This window comes from uncultured Maribacter sp., assembly GCF_963974015.1.
Classification (GTDB): Bacteria; Bacteroidota; Bacteroidia; order Flavobacteriales; family Flavobacteriaceae; genus Maribacter.
On sequence record NZ_CAXBBZ010000002.1, the window covers coordinates 523,768 to 545,905 of the forward strand.

Annotated in this window: 17 protein-coding genes; 10 read left to right on the plus strand and 7 right to left on the minus strand. The window is 35.0% G+C overall.

Going from position 1 to position 22,138, the window contains the following annotated elements; all coding sequences use genetic code 11:
• Positions 1-9: 9 nt before the first annotated feature.
• Positions 10-3,504, minus strand: a complete 3,495-nt coding sequence (locus AACZ41_RS06865; RefSeq protein ID WP_339627622.1) for a PVC-type heme-binding CxxCH protein — start codon at positions 3,502-3,504, stop codon at positions 10-12.
• 170 nt (positions 3,505-3,674) lie between these two features.
• On the opposite strand from AACZ41_RS06865, the gene AACZ41_RS06870 reads away from it, so the two are divergent.
• The 6 genes from AACZ41_RS06870 to AACZ41_RS06895 all read left to right on the plus strand — a co-directional run bounded on the left by AACZ41_RS06870 (position 3,675) and on the right by AACZ41_RS06895 (position 9,921).
• Positions 3,675-4,544, plus strand: coding sequence for an AraC family transcriptional regulator (locus AACZ41_RS06870; protein ID WP_339627623.1), 870 nt, complete (start codon positions 3,675-3,677; stop codon positions 4,542-4,544).
• Positions 4,545-4,859: 315 nt separating this feature from the next.
• Positions 4,860-6,191, plus strand: a complete 1,332-nt coding sequence (locus tag AACZ41_RS06875) for a hypothetical protein (RefSeq protein WP_339627624.1) — start codon at positions 4,860-4,862, stop codon at positions 6,189-6,191.
• A gap of 91 nt (positions 6,192-6,282) precedes the next feature.
• Positions 6,283-7,299 carry a DUF6090 family protein gene (locus tag AACZ41_RS06880; RefSeq protein WP_339627625.1) on the plus strand — a complete coding sequence of 339 codons (1,017 nt, stop codon included), beginning with the start codon at positions 6,283-6,285 and terminating at the stop codon, positions 7,297-7,299.
• Positions 7,300-7,662: 363 nt separating this feature from the next.
• Positions 7,663-7,791, plus strand: coding sequence for a hypothetical protein (locus tag AACZ41_RS06885; RefSeq protein ID WP_339627626.1), 129 nt, complete (start codon positions 7,663-7,665; stop codon positions 7,789-7,791).
• A gap of 262 nt (positions 7,792-8,053) precedes the next feature.
• A complete protein-coding gene (locus AACZ41_RS06890; protein ID WP_339627627.1) occupies positions 8,054-8,905 on the plus strand; it encodes a hypothetical protein in 852 nt (283 codons plus the stop codon).
• A 65-nt stretch (positions 8,906-8,970) separates the two neighbouring features.
• A complete protein-coding gene (locus AACZ41_RS06895) occupies positions 8,971-9,921 on the plus strand; it encodes a carbon-nitrogen hydrolase family protein (protein ID WP_339627706.1) in 951 nt (316 codons plus the stop codon).
• A 126-nt stretch (positions 9,922-10,047) separates the two neighbouring features.
• On the opposite strand, the gene AACZ41_RS06900 is transcribed toward AACZ41_RS06895, so the two are convergent.
• The gene (locus AACZ41_RS06900) at positions 10,048-11,061 is read right to left on the minus strand and encodes an LLM class flavin-dependent oxidoreductase (RefSeq protein WP_339627628.1); all 1,014 of its coding nucleotides are present in this window, start codon (positions 11,059-11,061) and stop codon (positions 10,048-10,050) included.
• Positions 11,062-11,109: 48 nt separating this feature from the next.
• Complete coding sequence (locus tag AACZ41_RS06905) at positions 11,110-11,379, minus strand: metalloregulator ArsR/SmtB family transcription factor (protein ID WP_339627630.1); 270 nt, start codon at positions 11,377-11,379, stop codon at positions 11,110-11,112.
• A gap of 736 nt (positions 11,380-12,115) precedes the next feature.
• Here AACZ41_RS06905 and AACZ41_RS06910 point away from each other — a divergent pair.
• The 3 genes from AACZ41_RS06910 to AACZ41_RS06920 all read left to right on the plus strand — a co-directional run bounded on the left by AACZ41_RS06910 (position 12,116) and on the right by AACZ41_RS06920 (position 16,277).
• Positions 12,116-13,648 carry a M28 family peptidase gene (locus AACZ41_RS06910; protein ID WP_339627631.1) on the plus strand — a complete coding sequence of 511 codons (1,533 nt, stop codon included), beginning with the start codon at positions 12,116-12,118 and terminating at the stop codon, positions 13,646-13,648.
• 364 nt (positions 13,649-14,012) lie between these two features.
• Positions 14,013-14,624 carry an alpha-ketoglutarate-dependent dioxygenase AlkB gene (locus tag AACZ41_RS06915; protein WP_339627632.1) on the plus strand — a complete coding sequence of 204 codons (612 nt, stop codon included), beginning with the start codon at positions 14,013-14,015 and terminating at the stop codon, positions 14,622-14,624.
• A gap of 102 nt (positions 14,625-14,726) precedes the next feature.
• The gene (locus AACZ41_RS06920; RefSeq protein ID WP_339627633.1) at positions 14,727-16,277 is read left to right on the plus strand and encodes an FAD-dependent protein; all 1,551 of its coding nucleotides are present in this window, start codon (positions 14,727-14,729) and stop codon (positions 16,275-16,277) included.
• A 123-nt stretch (positions 16,278-16,400) separates the two neighbouring features.
• Here the strand turns inward: AACZ41_RS06920 and AACZ41_RS06925 are convergent, their stop codons facing one another.
• Positions 16,401-16,637: a hypothetical protein gene (locus AACZ41_RS06925; protein WP_339627634.1), complete on the minus strand. Its 237-nt coding sequence runs from the start codon at positions 16,635-16,637 to the stop codon at positions 16,401-16,403.
• Between the two features lie 384 nt (positions 16,638-17,021).
• Between AACZ41_RS06925 and AACZ41_RS06930 the strand changes: the two genes are divergently transcribed.
• The gene (locus tag AACZ41_RS06930) at positions 17,022-18,317 is read left to right on the plus strand and encodes a DEAD/DEAH box helicase (RefSeq protein ID WP_339627635.1); all 1,296 of its coding nucleotides are present in this window, start codon (positions 17,022-17,024) and stop codon (positions 18,315-18,317) included.
• Between the two features lie 139 nt (positions 18,318-18,456).
• Here AACZ41_RS06930 and AACZ41_RS06935 read toward each other — a convergent pair whose 3' ends face one another.
• The 3 genes from AACZ41_RS06935 to AACZ41_RS06945 form a co-directional block, all read right to left on the minus strand.
• Positions 18,457-18,996: a hypothetical protein gene (locus tag AACZ41_RS06935; protein WP_339627636.1), complete on the minus strand. Its 540-nt coding sequence runs from the start codon at positions 18,994-18,996 to the stop codon at positions 18,457-18,459.
• A gap of 379 nt (positions 18,997-19,375) precedes the next feature.
• Entirely contained in the window at positions 19,376-20,110 is a 735-nt protein-coding gene (locus AACZ41_RS06940; protein ID WP_339627637.1) for a response regulator, read from the minus strand.
• Positions 20,110-22,071 carry a histidine kinase dimerization/phosphoacceptor domain -containing protein gene (locus AACZ41_RS06945; protein WP_339627638.1) on the minus strand — a complete coding sequence of 654 codons (1,962 nt, stop codon included), beginning with the start codon at positions 22,069-22,071 and terminating at the stop codon, positions 20,110-20,112. Before AACZ41_RS06945 ends, AACZ41_RS06940 begins: the two co-directional genes overlap by 1 nt.
• Positions 22,072-22,138 lie beyond the last annotated feature (67 nt).

Genomic DNA, 22,138 nt, shown 5'->3' on the forward strand with positions numbered 1-22,138 from the left:
TTTTGAAATTTACTTGACAATCATTACCCCTTGCATAATTCGCCAATGCCCAGGAAACGTACAGATAAAAGGATACTCGCCTGGTGTTGTCGGTGCCTTGAATTTCAAAGAATAGGTATCATCTGGATTCAGTATTGGTGTTGCAAACAACACATCGCTAGTTTGCGGCACATAATTAAGGCCTGCCGCATTTGGATCTGCTGCCATTTTATCGGCCGCTGTACCTACTGCTTCTTTCTTACCTGGTTTGGTAATGACCAAATTATGTTGCATAAAATCTGGATTCTCTAAAACCAATTCTACTTGTTCACCTGCTTCAACTTCAAACTTGGTGATATCAAATTTCATTTCATTAGCGATTGTTTTAATCGTAATCAATTTTACATTAGAAATTTCCTCGGTTTTTAATTCTGAAGATTCATCAACATCGGCGCCATAATATTTCATTAAGAGTGCAGCGATATCAGAAACAGTATAGGTTTTCTTTACCTTATTCGTATAGTTTTGTTCCACCTTGTATTTCCAAATACCGTGTATTCTAATCATTTCTTCCCCAGATTTTAAATACAGCTGCCAAAAATTGCCATAGATACCACCTTCACCACCAGTATCTTCTACCCTGACCGCTATGGTATTTTTACCTGCCTTTAATACACCTATTGGAATATCATAGTTTCTGTTTGAACTAAAACTGGAAGCCATACTACCTACTTCTACTCCGTTGACATAGGTAATATCTGAATCGTCAATAGGGCCTAGCGCTAATATGTTGACTTTATTTACCATGCCTGCCGGTACAGTCACTTCTTTTCTAAACCAAACTACCCCATCAATCTCTAAACCGGCATCTTCCATATGTTGAGGAATTTCCATAGTTTCCCAATTTGTGTCATCATACGTATTAGAACTCATATCGCTAACCTCGTCAGATGGTTTTTTGTAATCAGGATTCGCTTTAATAAATGCATTTAAGTATCCTTCTACATGTTTTGCCGATGCCGCATACAAGGCTTTAAACAACCACAAGTCATTTAAAACCGCTTCGTTCTTACCAAGATCATACAGCAGTGAACCTACTTTTTGAGAAGAGGGTCGTTCTGAAAAATAGATGAGGGCAGACAATTGTACATTTGGGTCGCGATCGTTTAACGTATTAGCTTTAAATAAGGCATCGTCCGTATCCTCATTTCTTGGTAATATTTGTAAAGCCGCCTTACGTACTGCCGATGCCTTATGAAATAATGCTCCTTTAACCACCCCTAAGGCATTACTATCTGTTTTTAAAGCATCTAGCCCTTCAATAGTCCACAGGGCATGCATTGCCGCATTGTTCAAACCATTACCATCGACATCTTTTTTATTCACTAATTTGTACAAATCGTTCAGCACATCGGTATCGCCTCTTTCGACCAATAATCTTTGGGCCGTAAGTCTCCAAAACTGATTATCGCCGCTTAATGCTTCAACCAATGCTTCTGGGTCTTCTTTTGTTAATTGTTGTGCTTCATAGGTGTAATCATATTTCGGCACAACTCGCCATATTCTACCATGACCTTTATCACGTAATGGATTCACATAGGCGTTGCCTTCACCGTTTTCAGCGTCGTAGCCCCCACGTTCTGCATTCGGGGTCGGATTATGCTGTACTATGAAATTATACCAGTCAGCCACCCAAACAACACCATCTGGTCCTGTTTTAGCTTCTACTGGTGATGCCCATTCGTCAGAAGATGCAAATAAATTACCTGCATCCTCTTCTACATAACCGGCACCGTCTTTTACAATTCGTGCTTGGTGTACCAAACCACCTGTTGGCTCACAAACAAATGCAATAGTGTTCCAATACGTTTTAGGATATGCTCTTGCTGTATAAAAGTGATGCCCCGCAGCAGCGGTAAATCCTCCAAAAACATCAACCTGCCTAACATTCGGGGTAATTGGTTGCATAAAGTAATGCCCATCAATTTTAGCGCTACCATCGGTACCTATTCCTTTTACATTTTCAAAATTAGCATTGGGTATGCCTACAAAAACACTATGGGTATTATTAGCGGTGGATGCAAAAATGGAATTATCCTCCGTTAATCCCAGGCCCCATGTATTGTTACTGGTATTTGTCAACACTTCAAATGTTTTACGTTTTAGATTAAATCGATATACGTTCTGATTGAATTTGAAACCTTGACCAAAGATGTTTCCTTCAAAGCCTGAATATCCTACCACGCCGTACAAATTATTATCGATACCGAACTGAAGATTAGATGGCCCTGCATGGGTATCGAACGTACCCCAGCCATCGATAAGAATCTCTTTTACATCTGCCTTGTCATCGCCATTGGTATCTTTTAAAAATATAAAATGTGGCGCTTGAGAAACCACGATACCACCGTCATAGAAAACAAAACTTGTAGGTATGTTCAATTTATCCGCAAAGACGGTAACCTTATCGGCCTTACCATCACCATCGGTATCTTCTAAAATCTTTACCCTATCATCACCGATACTATTATCATTACGAACCGTATTAGGGTAATCGACAGTTTCAATAACCCAAAGCCTACCTTTTTCATCCCAATTCATGGCAATAGGATTTATAATATCTGGTTCAGAAGCGAACAATTCTAAATCAAAACCTGCCGGTACCTGTATTAATTTTTTAGACTCTTCAGGCGATAACGGCAACTGATATTTTGGTGCGGGATCACGCTTTTCATAGTTGGGTATATTGGCACGTTCTTCATATTTTAAGGTTGGCATATCTACCATGAACGCTTCCCAATTCTTTTTCACTTGGTCTTCTACCGCCCAAAGTATTCCTGATTTCACCAACTCTTGAAATCCTTTATTCTCCCACGCACGCTCATCATGGCCGTAGGCCGTGTAAAAAACTTTTCCTTCGCCAACTTCCTTTACCCAGGTCCAAGGTTCTCTATGGTCTCCCTCTACACGTTCCATTAAAACGGTAATATCATCGGCTATTTTATCATGTACATAGGTTTCGTCCCAGGTTTCAAAAGGTTTTAATTCTTTTGTTATTGGATGTTCTTTGTTGGTGATTTCCGCTGTGAAGGTTCCGGTTTCGTGACTCATGAATTGTGCTCCGACCAAATCTATATACTCAGGAGAATTCTTGAAACAGAAGCTTGCTGAATGTAAAGGAATAAATGCCTTTCCCTTCTGTACAAAATTCAACAATGCCTTTTCTTCATTCTTATTTATTTCCTCATGATTCGCATAAACGATAAGTCCGTCATACTTATCTAGATTATCAGAATTCAAATCAGATGGCTTTTCAGTATACGTTATATTAATACCGTCTTTGGTTAAAGCCGATGCTAAAATGGGAAAATATGCCCTTGAATTATGGTGTTCAATTTCATGCCCTAAAAATAATAGTTCTATTCTACGAGGGGCATCGTCTAAACGCTCCTTTTTAGCTGGCGTACAGGCTGCAAAAAGAAGAACGACAAGGGTAATTTTGATAAATGATCGACTGAGTTTCATAAAGAGCGTTGTTTTCTACTCTCAATATTACTAAAAATAGCCCTTTGAAATTTACTCTTACTTATCACATACTGACTGTATTTTATCATTTGATTACATATTATTGACAATATTTGATAAATTAGTATGCAATTGGTCTTTAAAACTAGGATAAAACTTGTTTACCCATCATGAAATCTGCGCTTCAAAAATCACCTATTCCCGAAAATAGGGCCTACTTGGCCCGGTCTTTAAACGAACCTGTATTTGACCCTCATTGGCATTTTCATTCAGAGCATCAATTATTTCTAGTACAAAAAGGTAGTGGCACCCGTTTTATTGGTGATAGTGTAAAGCCCTATAAGGCAGGAGATATCACCTTTACTGGTCCAAATTTACCACACATGTGGCGTAGTGAGAATGAGCAAGAACAAGAAAAGAATATCGCATGGTCTGAAGGGGTCGTTATTTATTTTCACGAAGATTTTTTAGGTGAAAACCTTTTACATAAAGAGGAAGCGATACGGTTGCGACAGGTATTTCATAAGAGTCTTAGAGGAATGGAATTTACTCAAAAAACCGCCCAAACGTTAAAGGAACTAATGTTAGACCTTGTTCATATGGATGGTTTTGATGGCATTCTTCAATTATTAAAAATATTAGATTTCATTAGCCGGACGAAAGAATATACGTTATTGGCCAGCCCTGGTTATACAAATACGTTACGGGTTGCGGATACCGAACGTATGTTTAAAGTATATGCATACGTTATGAAGAATTTTAAAACAAAAATGTCCCTTTCAGATTTGGCTCAATTGACCAATATGACGCCGACCTCTTTTAGTCGCTATTTTAAATTGCATGCAAATAAATCATTTTCTGAGTTTGTAAGCGAAATACGCATTGGTCATGCCTGTAAATTACTTATAGAGCAAAAGATGAATGTTTCACAAGCCTGTTATGAAAGCGGATTTCAAACCCTGTCTAATTTCAATAAACAATTTAAAACCATTACCGAGCGCACTCCCCTAGGCTATAAGAAAGAATACGAGGTGTATTAAAAGATATTTTTAAACAACAGACCTTTAAACATATACAACGAGATATATTAATGTTGATCACAAGCAGATTCAAGTACTTTTAAGTCATGGTTCTATCAAAACAACTGAATTTAACAAACACGTAACAACAAATACTTATAAGACAAATAAAAATCCTCTTGATTTTAGAAATTTATAAAGGATATGTTATATATATTTTATATTGGAGGTATATAAAACATATGTTCTATATACAATTGTTAGGCAACATTTGAAAAATCATTAAAGTCTGTAACAATTCAATAATTTCTCAATCTTTAGATAAAACGACAAAAAGTGAAAAAAACATTTACCCTTTTATTTGCAATTGTAAGTTTCAGCGCAACTTCACAGAATAAAATAGAATATCTACAAAACAACCGATTTGACCTAACAAAGTCAACATTTGAATTTCCTCAAAAAGATTTTCAACTTATTGGGTTTGGTGCTTACCACGGTAGTCAAAAAACCGAAACTACTGAAATTGCATTGCTTAAATCTTTGACAAATGAAGGAACAATTAAATATTATCTACCCGAAACCGACTTTAGTATAGCATACTATTTTAATGATTTTCTTAAAACGGGCGACACTATCCTTTTAAAAGAGTTAGTAGAACATTATGGAAGTCGAGTGCCTCAAGACAAAAGCATTTCTACCTATAAAAAATGGTTAGAACTTAAAACCTTAAATGACGAACTACCTAAAGAAGATAAACTTACTGTTCTTGGCGTTGACCTTTTAGTAAGCTATAAATATACCACAAAGCACTTGCTAGAATTAATTGACAGTAAAATGCACACTAGAAAATCAGTAGATGATTTAGCCAAAATGATTGAAAATGACACAATCGATTTCTTTCCTTTTTCCGCTACTTATTCAAAGCAAATTTTAGAAGATTTTGTTGAAGATTATGAAAAAAACAGTGTTGAATTTAAGGGTTATATTTTAGATAACTTCACTTTTTTACACATCTTAAAAAACTTAAAAGAGACTTTTGTAGATTTTGACAATTCTTCAAAAAGAGAACGACTAATGTATGAAAACTATGTTGCATTAAGTTCTCATTATCAATTTAAGAAAAAACCACAGTTCGCAAGATTTGGCTTCTTTCATTTAGAAAAACAATGGGAAGGTACAAACCCATCATTCTTCTTACAATTAATTAAGAATAATATTATTCAAAGGGATAGAATAATTTCGGTTATAGGATATTTAACAGAAAGCAGAGTGCTTTGGGGTAGAGTTTTGGATGATAATGGAAATTATAAAGATTACAATACAGAAGGTGGATATGGAATAGGCGACTATGAAAAGGAATATTTTCTTGGAATTGAAAAGCTAAAAGAAAGTAAAATTTCAGATATTACACTCTTCCGATTAAATCAAAAACATTCCCCATATTCTAATGGAATTCCTGACTTAATGGAAATTGTTATGACCGAAGAAAAATCAAATGGCGAATTAGTAAAGGGAAAATCTACAACAGAATATTTGGATTATGCTGTATTAATCTCAAATTCTCAAGCAAGCATTCCAATTGAAGAAATTGATAAAAAACGTTGCCTAACAATGTATATAAAAAATACGCGAAACAGCAGTAAAATACAGGATTGTGGCCCACAGTAAACTTTGTGCTCAAACGAAAGTTAAGTGCTTCGAAATCGCCTACTTTTCATATACTTAACCGTTGTGCTTCATTATCAGAAACCGCTAACCAATGATAAAATTCTTTAGAAAAATTAGACAAAACATACTATCAGAAGGAAAAACAGGGAAGTATTTGAAGTATGCTATCGGAGAAATTATCCTAGTCGTTATTGGAATTTTAATTGCTGTTGCTATTAATGACACTTATAACAACTCAAAAAACGAAGCAAAAATTAAGGTTATTCTTGCTCAAATACAGGAAGACATTATTGCAGACCTTAAAGATTCAGAGCGTATTTTAAGGATTTATTTGAGAAAAGACTCTACAGCTCGTCATATTTTAAACGATCGTGCTTCCATAAAGAATAAGTTCTGGGAATTACAACCATTTGAAGGTGATGCGAATTTTAGCGTACATAGAGAAGGTTACAAGCGCTTAATGGAGAATCTTGAGAACCTACCCGAAAAATATAATGGCCTGCTATCAAAATTAAATGATATGTATGTGGTTACCCAAGAAGACATTTACAATGCCAATGACTACTTATTAACCAAGTCTGAAAACAGTCCTTTCAACAGGATATACACCAATCCAGAGCATGCAAAACATGTTATTAATTACTTTGATACCAATGAGGCCAAAACCTATTTATTAGAAGATCCCTTTTTAAAAAACAGGACCATAGACTACATGCAAGCCTTCCGAAATATAGTGTTTACTTCAAATAGATTCAGGGTAAAAGCTACAGAACTTTACAAACAAATAGATACGCTTATAGGTAACAATGACTCTAAATTACCTAGATACCTAGAGCTACATGCTATTAAAATTTTTATTGAACCCTATTTGGGTAACTATACACATTTTGAAGGTAACAAGATAAAACATGATCTGTCTTCACTACATTTTGAAAATAACCTTATGTACTACAAAACATTCAGGGGCAAAACATATGTTTATCAGTACCAAGACAATTACTTTTTTTCTGTCAGAGGTCTCTTATTTAGATTTTATAAAAATGAAAAAGGACAACAACTCGTGGAAATAAGTGATGGCATTCGAGGTGAAATTTTGATAAAAAATTAAATTTACAAACAATATGACTCGTGATAAAATTATTCAGATGAATAACGAAAGCACAATAAAGAACTGAGGTAAAAAACAAGCAAATTCTTCCTTAATTCTCTCTTTTGTTTTTTCTGTTTATACTATCAATTTAAAGAGAATCAAACTTAAGACGTATTTAGAAAAAAGGAACAATCAGTAAGGTTAGAAACTAATTTAGTGTAAAGGCTAATCTATAACTTTTGTAAACCATGTATATTAACGAACATTCAAACTGAATAATCAAATGATTCCATTCTTTAGAAAAATTACCAAAAAAATGACAGAGGATGACAAACCATTGAGGCATATGAGATATTCAATTGGACAAACAGACGAAAACTCATGAACGGATTCGATATAGTCATGGTCATAGCCGTTATCCTATTTGCAAGATTAGGTGTACGCTTGGTAACTCGATATATTCAAATGAAAAAAGATAATAAGGATATTTCCGATTCTAAAGATCCTTAAATATGGCCGATAAAAAGGTACTCCATGAAATTCAAAAATTAGTAAATGAATTAATTGACGTAATCAATAAAGAAATAAAAAAGAAGAGGTAACGAAAGAAGTAAACTATATAAATGCCAAAATACCCAACTAATGACAGCATACCCCTACTACTAATATAATTCCCGTAGCCTTGTTTTAAGAATGAATTTACTAATTTAGGTAACGCAATCAGCAACCTTGCACTGTAATACTCGTAGCATTAAAGTTGAATTAAATTCGAATGAAAATCAGGTACTTTTTTCCTCTACTGCTCTTCATTACAATAACATCTTGTAAACAAAAAGTCCATAATCAAATCACAACAACTAAAGAATACAATTACGGCACTCAAAATGATTCAGCTCTTTTTCATTTTAATAAAGGCTGGGAATATATTATGGATTATGGTCAATGGACTTTATCTGAAAACGCATTTAGAAAAGCTATAGCTTTCGATTCTTCTTTTGTAATTGGTAAAAGTTTGGTAGGTAAAATATCTGGTGACGTTGATGAACGAATAACACTATTAAATGAAATTGGCCAAGAAAAAAATAAAATCAATAACGATGACCAGTTATTGCTAGAAGTTACCGTCGCAACTATAAAATTGTTTAATGCACGCGACCAAAAACAAAAATTAAATGCTAATTTCTATCCGAATTTCAAGAAAATAGCAGAGAACAACTACAGGGAGTTTATCCATAAATACCCTAATGAAACCTATATAAAAGCCGAGTATATTGAAGTCTTACAGTCTAATTATGGGTCCAAAACAGCATTAGATAGCCTTTATTTACTCACGACAGAAAAGCAAAAAAAAATCCCTTTTTTCATTAGCTATGCTGCTACTTTAGAGTCCGATTTAGGAAATTATAAAAAGGCATTATTAATTGCTGATAAATTTAACAGCAAAATAAACGATACAACTATTCCACAACCCTACGTTTTATACGCAAGCATTTATTTAAAGATGGATAGCTTGTCATTGGCAAAATCTCAAATAGAAAAAGCCCTAGAATTAGACCCAAAACATGTATTTGCACAACGGTTCAAAAATAAGATTGATAGTAAAATAAATAATGACCAACCATAAAGCCTTAGCCAAGCTCAATAACCTGAACATACTAAAATCAGTAAACTAAAATGATACCAACCGATATGAAGAATACGCTTAAAATAGGAATGGCTCAAATCTCTCCGGTTTGGCTGAACAAAGAAAAAACTATTGATAAAATAAAAACATATATCAAAAAAGCTGCTGATGATGATTGTGAGCTTTTGGTATTCGGCGAGGCATTGCTACCTGGTTATCCATTTTGGGTATCGTTAACCGATGGGGCCAAATTTAATTCGACCACACAAAAAGAAATATATGCACATTATGTGAAGAATTCTATTCAAATAGAAGCTGGCGAGCTTGATGAAATTTGCACATTAGCGAAAGAGCATACTATGGCCATATATTTAGGTATTATGGAACGTGCGAAAAATAGAGGCGGTCATAGTATCTATTGCTCGTTGGTATACATCGATGGTAATGGTGAAATAAAATCGGTACATAGAAAATTACAACCTACGTACGAAGAGCGCTTAACTTGGGCGCCTGGTGATGGTAACGGACTGAGGGTTCATGATTTAAAAGATTTTTGCGTCGGTGGATTGAATTGCTGGGAAAACTGGATGCCATTGTCAAGAACAGCACTTTACGGTATGGGAGAAAATCTACATATTGCTGTTTGGCCAGGTTCTGATTATAACACCCTGGACATTACCAGATTCATAGCTAGGGAATCGCGTTCTTTCGTTGTTTCCGTTTCAAGTTTGATGAGAATCGAAGATTTTCCTGAAGACACCCCACATCTTCAAGAAATACTTAAAAATGCCCCTGCCACTATGGCGAATGGCGGTTCTTGTATTGCTGGACCGGATGGCGAATGGATTATTCCACCAGTTGTCGACAAAGAAGGTCTAATTACTTCTACTATTGATTTTAATCGCGTTCTAGAAGAACGACAAAACTTTGATCCTGTTGGGCATTATTCTAGACCAGACGTAACTAAGCTTACTGTTAATAGAGAAAGACAATCGGTAATTGATATTATAGATTAGTTTGGTGAAAAACTTGAGCTAATGATTACATTAATGCAACTGTATCTTCTAAAAAAATGAAGGAAGATTTAGCTTAGTAATTCGGTTACCATTTTATTTCAATTATTAAAACACTTACCTATACAATTAAGAATCTTCATTATTCAATTCACGCATAATTTCTGCAAAAAATTGATACGATTTAATACGGTCATTACCATCAAAGATATTAGTTACGGCAATTAGCTCATCTACCTGTGTGTCTGCAATAAATTGTTTTACTTTCCTTTTAACGGTCTCTTTACTCCCAATAAATGAAAACCTAAGCATTTGTTGTACAGAAGGGTTTTGGCTTAATGCACGTAATTCATCCGTCATTTCAGTTGGGGCCTGCATAAACCCTCGCTTACCCGTCAATAAGCCTATAATCATTCTATAAAGCGATGTTGAAATTCGTTCTGCCTCTTCATCGGTATCTGCAACAATAATATTGACTCCGGCTAAAGTATATGGCTTCTCTAATACTTCAGAGGATTGAAATTCTTGATGATATATTTTTAGAGCATTCATTAAATATGTCGTTGCAAAGTGACTTGCAAAAGCATACGGCAAACCTTTTTTGGCTGCAAGATGGGCGCTATCGGTACTTGAACCTAAAATGTATATCGGCACCTCTACCCCTTCAGCTACAGTAGCCCGAACTTTTGCATTGGCATTTTCACTCGAAAAATAATGCTGTATTTTTTGAACTTCATCAGGAAAAGACATGGCAGCTTGGTAAAAATCGGATCGGATAGCTTTTGCTGTTTCTTGATCTGTCCCTGGGGCGCGTCCCAATCCTAAATCTATACGATTAGGATATAGAATACCCAACGTACCAAATTGTTCTGCTATTATTAAAGGGGAATGATTTGGTAGCATAATTCCACCTGACCCCACACGAATCTTTTTAGTGCCGTCTGCAATTTTACCAATTAAAATAGACGTTGCACTACTACCAATAGCTACCGAGTTATGATGCTCGGCCAACCAATAACGTGTATAACCTTCAGTCTCTGCTGCTTGAGCCAATGACAATGCATGATCAAAAGTATCTTTTAAGGTGGTTCCTTGTGATACTATAGCAAGGTCAAGTATGGAATATTCTATTTGTTTTTTCAAGCTAAATTCATTTATACATTTATAACTTTCAATATATACTCTAAAATATTATAGATTTTTCAGTCTTAATGTGTAGTTATCCCACACCTCATGATTAAGGGAGTAATGATAATTTCGCCCAATCTTATGCGGATTAATCAATCCTGATTCCACTAATTTTTTAATGTGATGACTGATGGAAGGCTGTGTTAAATCTAACAAATCACAAGCATGGGTACATTCTACCTTACCCTGATTCTTCTGCATGTACTGTAATATTTTTAGCCGATTAACATCACTTAACGCTTTTGATATTTTTTCTATTTGTTTTAGCTCCATGATGTTTTAATATATCGATATATTCAAATGTATCGATTAATTTTTACGTATTATTTTAATAGTATGTTAATATCTATCAAATGAGAATTATGTATTCTTTAAATCAAAAACAAATGAAGTATTTAATCAGCTATACGTTAATTATTCTATATCAAAACATGTGAAATAGCGAATATTGGTAAATCATATGCACGGAAAGAAAAACTCATCGACCGATTAAACCTAAACTTCTTTCCTGTTAATTGTATTCAACCCGACACACTTTTCGAATTTTACAATGCGGATATAAACTACCATTTAAGTGGTGAACTTCAGTCCATAGAAAAATGGAATACGTTGATTAAAACCATGCTTAAAATAAATAGAAAGCATAGTAGTTACTATTATTTTTGAATAATGGCAGATGAATTACGCTTTATAAAATTAGTGTTAGAAACCTGCCATTTCTATTTTACATATTCAAATGATTAAATTCAGTATGATATTTTTACTTGGTTGTCGTAAGGCTGATTCTAATTGAAAAATTACCTGTAATCTCATCGATGATTATATAGTTGAGTTTTAAAGATAAAGTCACGCGTAAATTCTAATAACAAATTACGGGTTTTACATATCATTTTAAGCGCAGAAGAATAGTATTGCAGATACACCTAGAAATAGAGTAACTTGTTATCATTTACAAATGTTACTGGTGCTTACACTAACGATTAACATTCAATAATCATTACTTCTAATTATGAAATTAAAAACACGTATTACTTTATTCCTTTTTATAGGATTTACTATCAACAACTATTCACAAGCAACAAGTAAGGAAAAAGTATTGTCAGAAATTCGAAATGAAGGATTCAATAATTCTAAAGCCATGAACATGTTAAGTCAGTTCACCGACATTTACGGCCAGAGGCTTACAGGTACTAGAGAGTACTATAACGCTGCTAATTGGATTTCTGATGAGATGAAAAAAATTGGTCTTCAAAATGTACATTTTGAAAATTATTGTTCTGATTGTCGAGGCTGGGGTATTAAAACCTTTGCTGTAGAAATGGTGGCTCCAAACTATATGAATATTTCAGCGTATCCTTTGGCGATGTCTAAAAGTACAGATGGCATTGTTTCTGGTACCATCATAAGTATTGAAAGTTATGCTGATATGAATTGGGTGAGAAGTGAATTTTCAGGTAAACTGAAGGGAAAAATAATCCTTTTAGGAAAAGAACCTAGAAAGAAATCACTATTAGATACTATTGAATCTAGATATTCAGAGACACAATTGAAACAAATGGAGCAAAAAGTAACCGTAAAGGTTAAAACAACTCCACTACCTGAACTTTTTGAGCAATGGAAAACTGACGATTTTTCGGATGAATCGTTCCTTAAGTTTATAGAAGCTGAAGGCGCTATAGCCGTATTGACTACTAGGTCTATGTATTTAGGTGTTTTACACCCTCAAGGAACTTATTATTATAAAGAGGGTGATTTAAAACCTTTGCCATATTTCACAATCATGCCTGAACATTTTGGAAGATTGTACCGTATGACAAAATTAAATGCAACACCCACTTTACGAATTAATTTGGAAACTGAATTTTATAGTGAACCCGAAAATAATGTAAACATCATAGGGGAAATTTCGGGTAATGATGCTAAACTAAAGTCAGAAAGCATCCTATTAGGAGCTCATTTCGATTCTTGGCATTCTGCCACAGGTGCTACCGATAATGGTGCTAATTGCATAGTTTTAGTAGAAGCTTTACGCATTCTTAAGCAGATTGGCTATGAACCCAAAAGAACTATTAAAGTTGGGCTATGGGGAGGTGAAGAACAAGCTTATTTAGGGTCGGCTGCCTATGCTAAAAAACACTTTGGAGATTTAAATGAAAATCCGAATATCGCATCTAAAAAAATTGCAGCTTATTTAAATTTAGATAATGGTGCCGGGTTAATAAGAGGTGTTTTTTTACAGAATAATGAATTGGCAAGACCCGTTTTCGAAAAAGTATTTGAGCCAATTTCTACTATAAGTTCTGGGGCTATTACTATTGAAAACACACTATCTACCGACCATGAAACTTTTGATCACTATAATATCCCATCATTTCAATTCATACAAGATGATTTAGCTTATAGGTCTGCAACTCATCATACAACTCTTGATTTCTTAGAATATGTTCCTGAAAATGACATTATGAAAAATGCTGTGATTTTAGCTTGGACAATTTATTCTTTGGATACCATGCAAGAAAACATCCCTAGAAAGCAAAAATAAGTACCCGTTAAGCAATGTAAAATGGTTTGCTGGTTACGCCTATTCATGAAAATCTTCACAGATTTCCCTTCGTTTTGTATATGCTTTAAATTAATCGTTAAAACAGGTAATACATCTTACATACATGGTCTAAAACACTAAAAAAATATTCTGTATACAATGAAAGTCAGAAATTCAATCTTTACTATTCTTAGAAATTTATCCCTATTTTTATTTCTGATTATAAGTATTTCTTGCCAAAACTCTGCAAACAAATAGAGCACTACTAAAAGTGAATCTTTAGGTTAAAAAACTGAAGAAGCTATCGAAAGTAATTTTCGACCTTATAGACATTGTATGAAGGAAGCTTATAAAAAATGGAAAAATGAAATTGTTTGATTTAAAAGTAGACTCTAGTAAAAACCTACTCCCACAAGGTGGAACAGTAAATTATTATGGTAAGATTCTGATTTTACCAGACGCAAATGATTTTTTAGACAAGTTACTAAACCAAATTAAATGGAAAAATGATGAGGCCGTAATTTTTGGCAAGAAAATAATCACGAAGCGTAAAGTGGCATGGTATGGCGAAAAACCATTTGAATACACGTATTCAAAAACTACCAAACTGGCATTACCTTGGACTACAGAATTAGTAACCTTAAAAAACAAAGTAGAGCAAGAAACAGGTGAGACTTTTAACTCATGCCTACTAAATCTTTATCACGACGGAAACGAAGGAATGGCCTGGCATAGCGATGGCGAAAAAGATTTAAAAAAGAACGGCGCAATTGCCTCTTTAAGTTTTGGTTCGGAACGAAAATTCGCATTTAAACATAAAGAAACCAAAGAAAAGGTAGAATTGATATTAGAACATGGTAGCTTATTGATAATGAAAGATGAAACCCAAACCAATTGGTTGCATCGATTACCACCCACAAAATTAAGTACGCAGCCCAGAGTGAATTTGACTTTTAGAACTATTATTGAAAAATAAATTCCAAATACAATATCCTTAGCACTACTTTCTTTTCACCACTTTCTCAGCAATTTTAAAACTCTTGAAATATCATCGTGTATTTTACTTTAATTTTGCAACATGGTCAGAAATGTACAGTTACGATTAACGTTAAAGGAAGAAGCGACTCCTAATGGTTTAGAAATACGTACGGCAAAGTATCTTGGTCTTGTAGAAGGCACCTTTAAGATAAGGGTACTTCGAAAATCTATTGATGCACGTAAACCTAAAATCGTATTCAATTACAAACTGGCTGTTTATATTAATGAACCCGCCCCTAGCAATGCTATATCTTTTAATTATAAAGATGTTTCTAAGGCAAAACCGATTCATATTATAGGTTTCGGACCTGCAGGAATGTGGGCTGCACTTCGTTGTTTAGAAATGGGATACAAACCTATTGTACTAGAACGTGGCAAAAATGTAAAAGACCGTAGACGCGATTTAAAAGCAATCAACCAAGACCATCAAGTTAATCCAGAAAGCAACTATTGCTTTGGAGAAGGTGGTGCTGGCACGTATTCTGACGGAAAATTATATACCCGAAGCTTAAAACGTGGCGATGTACGTCGCATATTCGAAAGCTTGGTGTTTCATGGTGCTACAGAGCAAATATTAATAGATGCGCATCCGCATATCGGAACTAACAAACTCCCGAAAATTGTTCAGAACATAAGAGAAGTAATACAGCATCATGGTGGCGAAATACATTTCAACACCAAAGTGACCGATTTCGTTATCAAGAACAACACGTTAAAAGCCATCATTCTTAATGAAAAGGATGAAATGGCAGTAGAACGAGTCATTCTTGCTACCGGACATTCCGCACGTGATATATTCGACCTTTTACACAAAAAGGATATTGCATTAGCAGCAAAATCATTTGCTATGGGCGTTCGCGTAGAACATCCGCAGCATATCATTGACAGTATTCAATACCATTGTTCTGGTGAGCGAAGTGAACTATTACCTGCAGCATCGTATAGTTTGGTTGAACAAGTAAAAGAGCGAGGCGTTTACTCTTTTTGTATGTGTCCCGGTGGATTCATTGTACCAGCTGCAACCGCACCCGGAGAAGTGGTTGTAAATGGTATGTCACCATCAAAACGGAATAACCTATATGCAAATTCTGGTATTGTCGTAGAAATTAATGTAGATACCGATATTCCTAAGTACGAAAAATTCGGAGCTCTTAAAGGATTGGAATATCAAAAGGATTTAGAACGTTTGGCGTTTACCTCAGGTGGGCGTACACAAACTGCTCCTGCACAACGGCTAACTGATTTTGTAGAAGGCAACTTGTCTGCAGACTTAAACCCTACTTCCTATCAGCCAGGTCTAAAGTCCGCTCCCCTACACTCCTTATTGCCAAAACTAATTGGAGGAAGACTACGCCAGGGTTTTAAGGCCTTTGGTGATAAAATGCATGGGTATTACACTTCAGAAGCAAATATCGTTGGCGTAGAATCAAGAACCTCATCACCGGTAAGCATCCCTAGAAACGAACAATTAGAGCATCCGGTCATCAAAGGTCTTTTTCCATGTGGTGAAGGTGGTGGCTATGCAGGTGGTATTGTATCTGCTGCAATGGATGGTGAACGCTGTGCCGAAGCAGCCATGAAGGGGCTTTAAAAGGTTAAGAAGCAAATTCAAGCGTAAAGTTCAAAACTCAAATTGAATTCAAGATTAAGAGAAAGCAGATACGAGTGTAAATTGAAAACTGGCAACTGGTAACTGAAAACTGAAAACTGAACATTAAGCCATTTTAGGCTTGTTTGCTTTAGTGATGAAGTTTAACTCTTTTTTGATTTTTGAATTTTTGAATTTGTATAAACGAGCTACTTCAGTTATAGACTCAAGGTTTAACTCATAAGTTGTTTCAGTAACGATTGTCATTTCAATAGTTTCAACCTTAACTTCGTTAGTAGCGTTTTGTGCTTGTGCAGTAAAGCTTAAGAAGATGATAAAGATAATTGTTAGTATTGTTTTCATGACTTGCGTTTGTTACACTTATAGAACGCAGCAGACCTTGTTGTACTAGGTAGTGAATCGTTGAAAAACACATATTACTCGATAGTTTACAAGTGTTAGGTTGAAGTGTAAAATCTTGTCGATAAACGACACAGTAACCAAAATCACCTTACCGATAATTGATGTCGTTAATCGACTATTAGTTCTGTCTAAAAACTTTTAAATCATTATTAGAGTGTCTATTTTTCTTTTTTCTATATTCTGCCCTTGCTTCACATAGAAATACTTTATGCTCATTACTTTCTAAAAAACACTAAAAACCAGTTCTAATCCCTATTTCCTATCTACTATCTACTTTTTAATTACTTCCACATTAAAGCTTACCTTTGCCGCTTATTAAAAATTATGACATTTAAAGAACTCGGCATTGCCGAACCAATCCTAAAAGCCTTAGAAGCTGAAGGTTATACTCATCCTACTCCAATTCAAGAGCAATCTATCCCTATACTTCTTAAGGGCAAAGACCTTTTAGGTGTTGCACAAACCGGTACAGGTAAAACAGCTGCCTTTGGTATTCCTATTCTTCATCATTTGTATGAAGGTATTAGTTTAAGCCAATCGAAACGCAAAGTAAAAGCGTTGGTCGTTACTCCTACTCGTGAACTTGCCATTCAAATAGGCGAAAGTTTTACTGCATATGGTAAGCATACCGGACTTAGAAATACCGTTATTTTCGGTGGTGTTAAACAAAGTAAACAAGTAAGTGCCTTAAGAAGTGGTGTAGACATATTGATTGCTACTCCCGGGCGTTTATTAGATTTAATGAACCAAGGTTTTATTTCCTTTAGAGATTTAGAGCATGTTGTTTTAGATGAAGCCGACCAAATGTTGGATATGGGTTTCATACATGACATTAAAAAAATAATTGCAAAACTTCCTCCAAAAAGACAGTCACTTTTCTTTTCGGCTACCATGCCAAAAGATATTGTAGAGCTTTCTCGTAAAATGTTAGGCGATTTCGAGCGCGTTACCATTAAACCCGAACAAGCTACCGCAGAGAAAGTAGAACAAGGTGTTTACTTTGTAAGTAAAGGCAACAAGCCTAAACTTTTGGTTCATTTATTAGAACAACAGCCAAAAGCTTCTGTGTTGGTATTTTCACGCACAAAACATGGTGCCAATAAGATTGTAAAGAAATTGGCACAGGCCGATATTCGGTCTGCCGCTATTCACGGTAACAAATCACAAACTGCACGACAAAAAGCTTTAGGTGATTTTAAAGATGGTAAACTAAAGGTATTGGTTGCTACAGATATTGCAGCTAGGGGTATCGATGTTGAAGATTTATCTTTGGTGGTAAATTATGACTTACCAAATGTATCTGAAACCTATGTGCACCGTATTGGTAGAACAGGTCGTGCCAGTGCAAGCGGTACCGCACTTTCTTTTTGTGATAAAGAAGAAAGAGCTTACCTACGTGATATTGAAAAACTCATTAAACAAGCAGTACCTCGTATGCCAGAACATCAGTTTATGGATGAGGATACAAAAGATGAAGATGATGATAGGCCAGCACGTAGCCCACGAGGACCAGGAAAATCTGGCAATAAAAATAGACCTGGTGGTAACAACTTCCGTGGAAAAAATAACAGGAATACAAGTAGACCAAAAAAGAGAAACGACTCTAGTAATAGAGATTAGTTTAAATTGAAAATTTTCTAAACAAATAAAAACCCGCATGACTATAATCATGGGGGTTTTTTTAGCTAAAAAAATAATAAATACATAAAATCGAATTTCTTTTATTAACGCGCCATTCTAATTAGTTGGCCATGTAAACCTATTTCAAATTCCCTGCTGCAATACCTTCTTGCATCTGCTTAGTCTTAGCAGTTGTTGCACCCTCATTGTAGGTTATATTTTGATTTAAGGCCATGTTATAATCCTTAAACATACTTGCTGTCATATGCGATGCATAGGTATCACTACCTATTGGATTCATAAACCTGATCAATCCCCAATTTAACTTCTTACCTGAATCTACCTCTTTTTGATGTAAAGGCTGAAATACCTCTTTCTCTGCATTTTCATAGGTTTTATTATTCTCAAGGTCAACTTTCATCATGTCTATTTCGGCAACTGTACCCAAAACCATTTCTGCTGGCGAAAACCCTGTTGTTATGGCAATTTGTTGAGCATATATTCGTACTGCTATACCGCTTATTTTTGCTGAACCATTAATTTTTGCGGTAAGTTCGGTTTCTGTCATATTAGGATAGGCCGCCTTAGCCCTTTCCTCTAAGTGTTCCCAACTACTACCATCCATCATTTTTACGGGGTCATTATACAATGACACTGTTAGGTATTGAAAATCTTGCATTTCTTCTCCTGGTTGTAAAGACCATAAATCCCATCCTATAATATCTCCTGATTTTATCCGCTGTAGTTGAATTTTCTCCTAGAATGTTTCGTTTTCGTCGTATGCTGCAGGTTGTTCGTTATCTACCTTCATAAATTCAAAAACCAGATATAATGTTCCTTGTGCATTGGTCTTAACACCGAATAGCATTAATGCGATAATTAGTATTCCTTTTTCATGTTCTTATAATTTAGTGGTTATATCAAATATGATTCCCATGAACCATATGTTATTGTATCTGATTATTTTGAAGAAGAAATTGAGAACAGGACGATCTTATGTAAAAAGTGTCCTAATAGAGGTAAACTATCCAAAAGATTTTTAGGGATAACACAAGTAATTATATAGTACGTATACGATTCAATAACAGTTCTTTATGCGATTTTCCTATAGGAATCACTTTTCTACCAATTTCCAAATGACCATCGGCCAAAACGTCTAATTTTGAGATATTAATTATAAAGGAACGGTGTACACGAACGAAACTAGATTTTGGAAGCTTTTCTTCCATCACCTTTAGTGTGCATGTTAGTATATGCTTGATTTTAGGAGTAATTAGAATGCAGTAATTGCGATCGGCCTCAATATAAAGTATGTCTTCCAAAAGTAGTTTCTCCATCCTTCCATTATGACGTACGAAAATCCGGTCTTCAAGTACTTCAATATGCTGCGTATTTTTACTCGATTCTTTCTCATCTTTCATTTGCTCAACGACTAAAGCGATGGTACGTTGCAGGCTTAATTTGTTGAAGGGCTTTGTGATAAATGCCTTAGGATGGGTTTCTTTGGCCTTATTAAAAGTAGCATCGTCACTATTGGCAGTAAGGTATATAATAGAAATGTTATTATTTTTTTTAATTGCTTTGGCGGTTTCTATGCCACTTAGCTCTCCTTTTAGATTAATATCCATTAACAATATGTGTGGTCTATTCTCTCTGACATGCATAATGGCCTCTTCTCCCCTAGGTAAAATACCGGTAACCTCATAGCCAAGACTTGTCAACTGAATAGACAGATTGGCCGCTATGATCATGTCATCCTCAACTATTAATATACTAACCTTTTCTTTTTCCATTAAGCAGCTTTTGTATTTTGAAATTGTATACGTACCGAAGTACCTTGATTCGTTACCAAAATCATTTTTCCATCCAATTGTTTTACCAATAAATCAACTAAATGTGTTCCAAAACCGGTACCATTAACTTGTGTATCCGTTGGCATACCTATACCATTATCCTTAACCTGCAATACAAATAAATCTGCTTTCTTTTTTAATGCCAAATGTATAATACCCTTTCTATCATCTGGAAAGGCATATTTTAAAGAGTTAGTAATCAACTCATTGACAATAAGACCTATAGATATTGCCATATCGACATCAAGTTCAAGTTCATCCATTTCTAAATTAATCGCTACCTGATCGTTCTTACCATAGGAATGGATGATATAATCGGATAGATTAATAAAATAATCCTTCATTTCTACAGTCGCCAGTTTTTCCCCTAGATATAACTTTTGATGAATCATACCCATACTATGAACACGTTGCTGACTTTGCTCGATGGCATCCAAAATTTTAGGATCTACAATTCGGGCTGCCTGAAGGGATAGTAAGCTAGAAACGATCTCAAGATTGTTCTTTACCCGATGGTGTATTTCCTTCAGCAAGAATTCCTTTTCAGCATTTTTATTTTGCAAAAGTTTGTTCTTTTTTATATTGTTTGAAATAGCCTTATACGCTAATAGAAGCAACAATAACAACAAAATCGTGATTATGATAATAAGATGTTGACGTGTCTGCTGCTTTTTTATCTGTGTTTGTTGCAACACTATCGTACTTTCCTTTTGTGCCACATCAAATTCTGTTCTTAACTGTGAAAAACGAAGATCGGCCTCGGCTGTAAAAACTTCATTTTTTAGTGAATCATATACAGAAAATGAACTATAGGCATTTTTATAATCGTTGTTTTTAGCATAAGCCCTACCTAATTCATTGTACGCTTCGCTCAAAAAGTAGGCATCTCCAAAATCTTCAGTGGCAACTGTTATTGATTTTTTGAGCCCCTCAATAGCTTCTGCACAGTTTCCTTTCTTATTTTGCATTTTTCCAATGGCCAACCAAGAGCGCATAATCATGAAGTTATTTTCCAAAAGCTCAGCATATTTAACGGCATTTCGGCCAGCTTCCATCGCATTTTCAAATTCACGTAAATAGGTATATAGATCTACCAATGATATATATACATCGCTCAAATTATTATAAAACCCATAGCGCTCACCAATAATTATAGAGTGCTCATAGTATTTCCTAGCATTTTCATAGTCCTCTAAAGCCAGGTAATTATTGCCGGTTACATATAACGTAAAGTCGTAGTCCAAATCTGTAATACCCCAAGCTTCAAATAATTTTAACGAACTAAGCCCATATTTTACTCCCGATTCAAATTTCCCCTGTTTCCAAAAAAGATTACTTAAATCACTATAAGCAATAGCCGTGGCCTTTTTATCGTTGAGTTTTTCACCTAGGTCGAGTGATTTTAGTGCATAGTCAGCAGCTTTATCTAGTTGCCCCCTGCGTTCATATACATAGCCTAACTGGGTATTTAAAAATGGTAGGTCAGATTTAGGAACCTTAGCTTTTGCCAATTCCAAAACGTTTTGGGCACTGTCTAATTTCTCCATTCGCAGAAGAATGGCTCCTTGGGTGATTTGAAATCTACCATGCCAAGCAAGGTCATTTTTCAAAGAAGTAAGTTCTAGACCCTTTTTGGTGAACTCCATGGCAGTGTTCAAGTTTCTGGTATGCCAGTAATAAGCCAAATCATTGAGCATGGAGAATTGAACCGAATCTGTTTTTACCTTATGATACTCCTGTTCTAAAGTATCTAGATAAGAGGCTCCAAAGTTATCGGTATCAACAAATACCTTTTTATAAGGATGGTCACTGTTCAAGTCAACTAATTGACCATAGCCAAAGCTTAGTCCCAAAAAAGACAGAATAAAAGTGTATCCAATTTTTTGAAATAAAGCACTCATATTGCAGATTGATACTCATCGAGGGAAAATGAGCTTTCACTAAATGTACAACATTCTAGTCAGTAAC

Bases quoted from the DNA above. Each gene is read 5' to 3' on its own strand.
- AACZ41_RS06935 (WP_339627636.1), bottom strand. From the start codon at position 18,996: ATGCAAGATTTTCAATACCTAACAGTGTCATTGTATAATGACCCCGTA.
- AACZ41_RS06865 (WP_339627622.1), bottom strand. From the start codon at position 3,504: ATGAAACTCAGTCGATCATTTATCAAAATTACCCTTGTCGTTCTTCTT.
- AACZ41_RS06930 (WP_339627635.1), top strand. From the start codon at position 17,022: ATGACATTTAAAGAACTCGGCATTGCCGAACCAATCCTAAAAGCCTTA.
- AACZ41_RS06880 (WP_339627625.1), top strand. From the start codon at position 6,283: ATGATAAAATTCTTTAGAAAAATTAGACAAAACATACTATCAGAAGGA.
- AACZ41_RS06925 (WP_339627634.1), bottom strand. From the start codon at position 16,637: ATGAAAACAATACTAACAATTATCTTTATCATCTTCTTAAGCTTTACT.
- AACZ41_RS06895 (WP_339627706.1), top strand. From the start codon at position 8,971: ATGAAGAATACGCTTAAAATAGGAATGGCTCAAATCTCTCCGGTTTGG.
- AACZ41_RS06915 (WP_339627632.1), top strand. From the start codon at position 14,013: ATGAAATTGTTTGATTTAAAAGTAGACTCTAGTAAAAACCTACTCCCA.
- AACZ41_RS06920 (WP_339627633.1), top strand. From the start codon at position 14,727: ATGGTCAGAAATGTACAGTTACGATTAACGTTAAAGGAAGAAGCGACT.
- AACZ41_RS06890 (WP_339627627.1), top strand. From the start codon at position 8,054: ATGAAAATCAGGTACTTTTTTCCTCTACTGCTCTTCATTACAATAACA.
- AACZ41_RS06885 (WP_339627626.1), top strand. From the start codon at position 7,663: ATGAACGGATTCGATATAGTCATGGTCATAGCCGTTATCCTATTTGCA.
- AACZ41_RS06910 (WP_339627631.1), top strand. From the start codon at position 12,116: ATGAAATTAAAAACACGTATTACTTTATTCCTTTTTATAGGATTTACT.
- AACZ41_RS06870 (WP_339627623.1), top strand. From the start codon at position 3,675: ATGAAATCTGCGCTTCAAAAATCACCTATTCCCGAAAATAGGGCCTAC.
- AACZ41_RS06940 (WP_339627637.1), bottom strand. From the start codon at position 20,110: ATGGAAAAAGAAAAGGTTAGTATATTAATAGTTGAGGATGACATGATC.
- AACZ41_RS06945 (WP_339627638.1), bottom strand. From the start codon at position 22,071: ATGAGTGCTTTATTTCAAAAAATTGGATACACTTTTATTCTGTCTTTT.
- AACZ41_RS06905 (WP_339627630.1), bottom strand. From the start codon at position 11,379: ATGGAGCTAAAACAAATAGAAAAAATATCAAAAGCGTTAAGTGATGTT.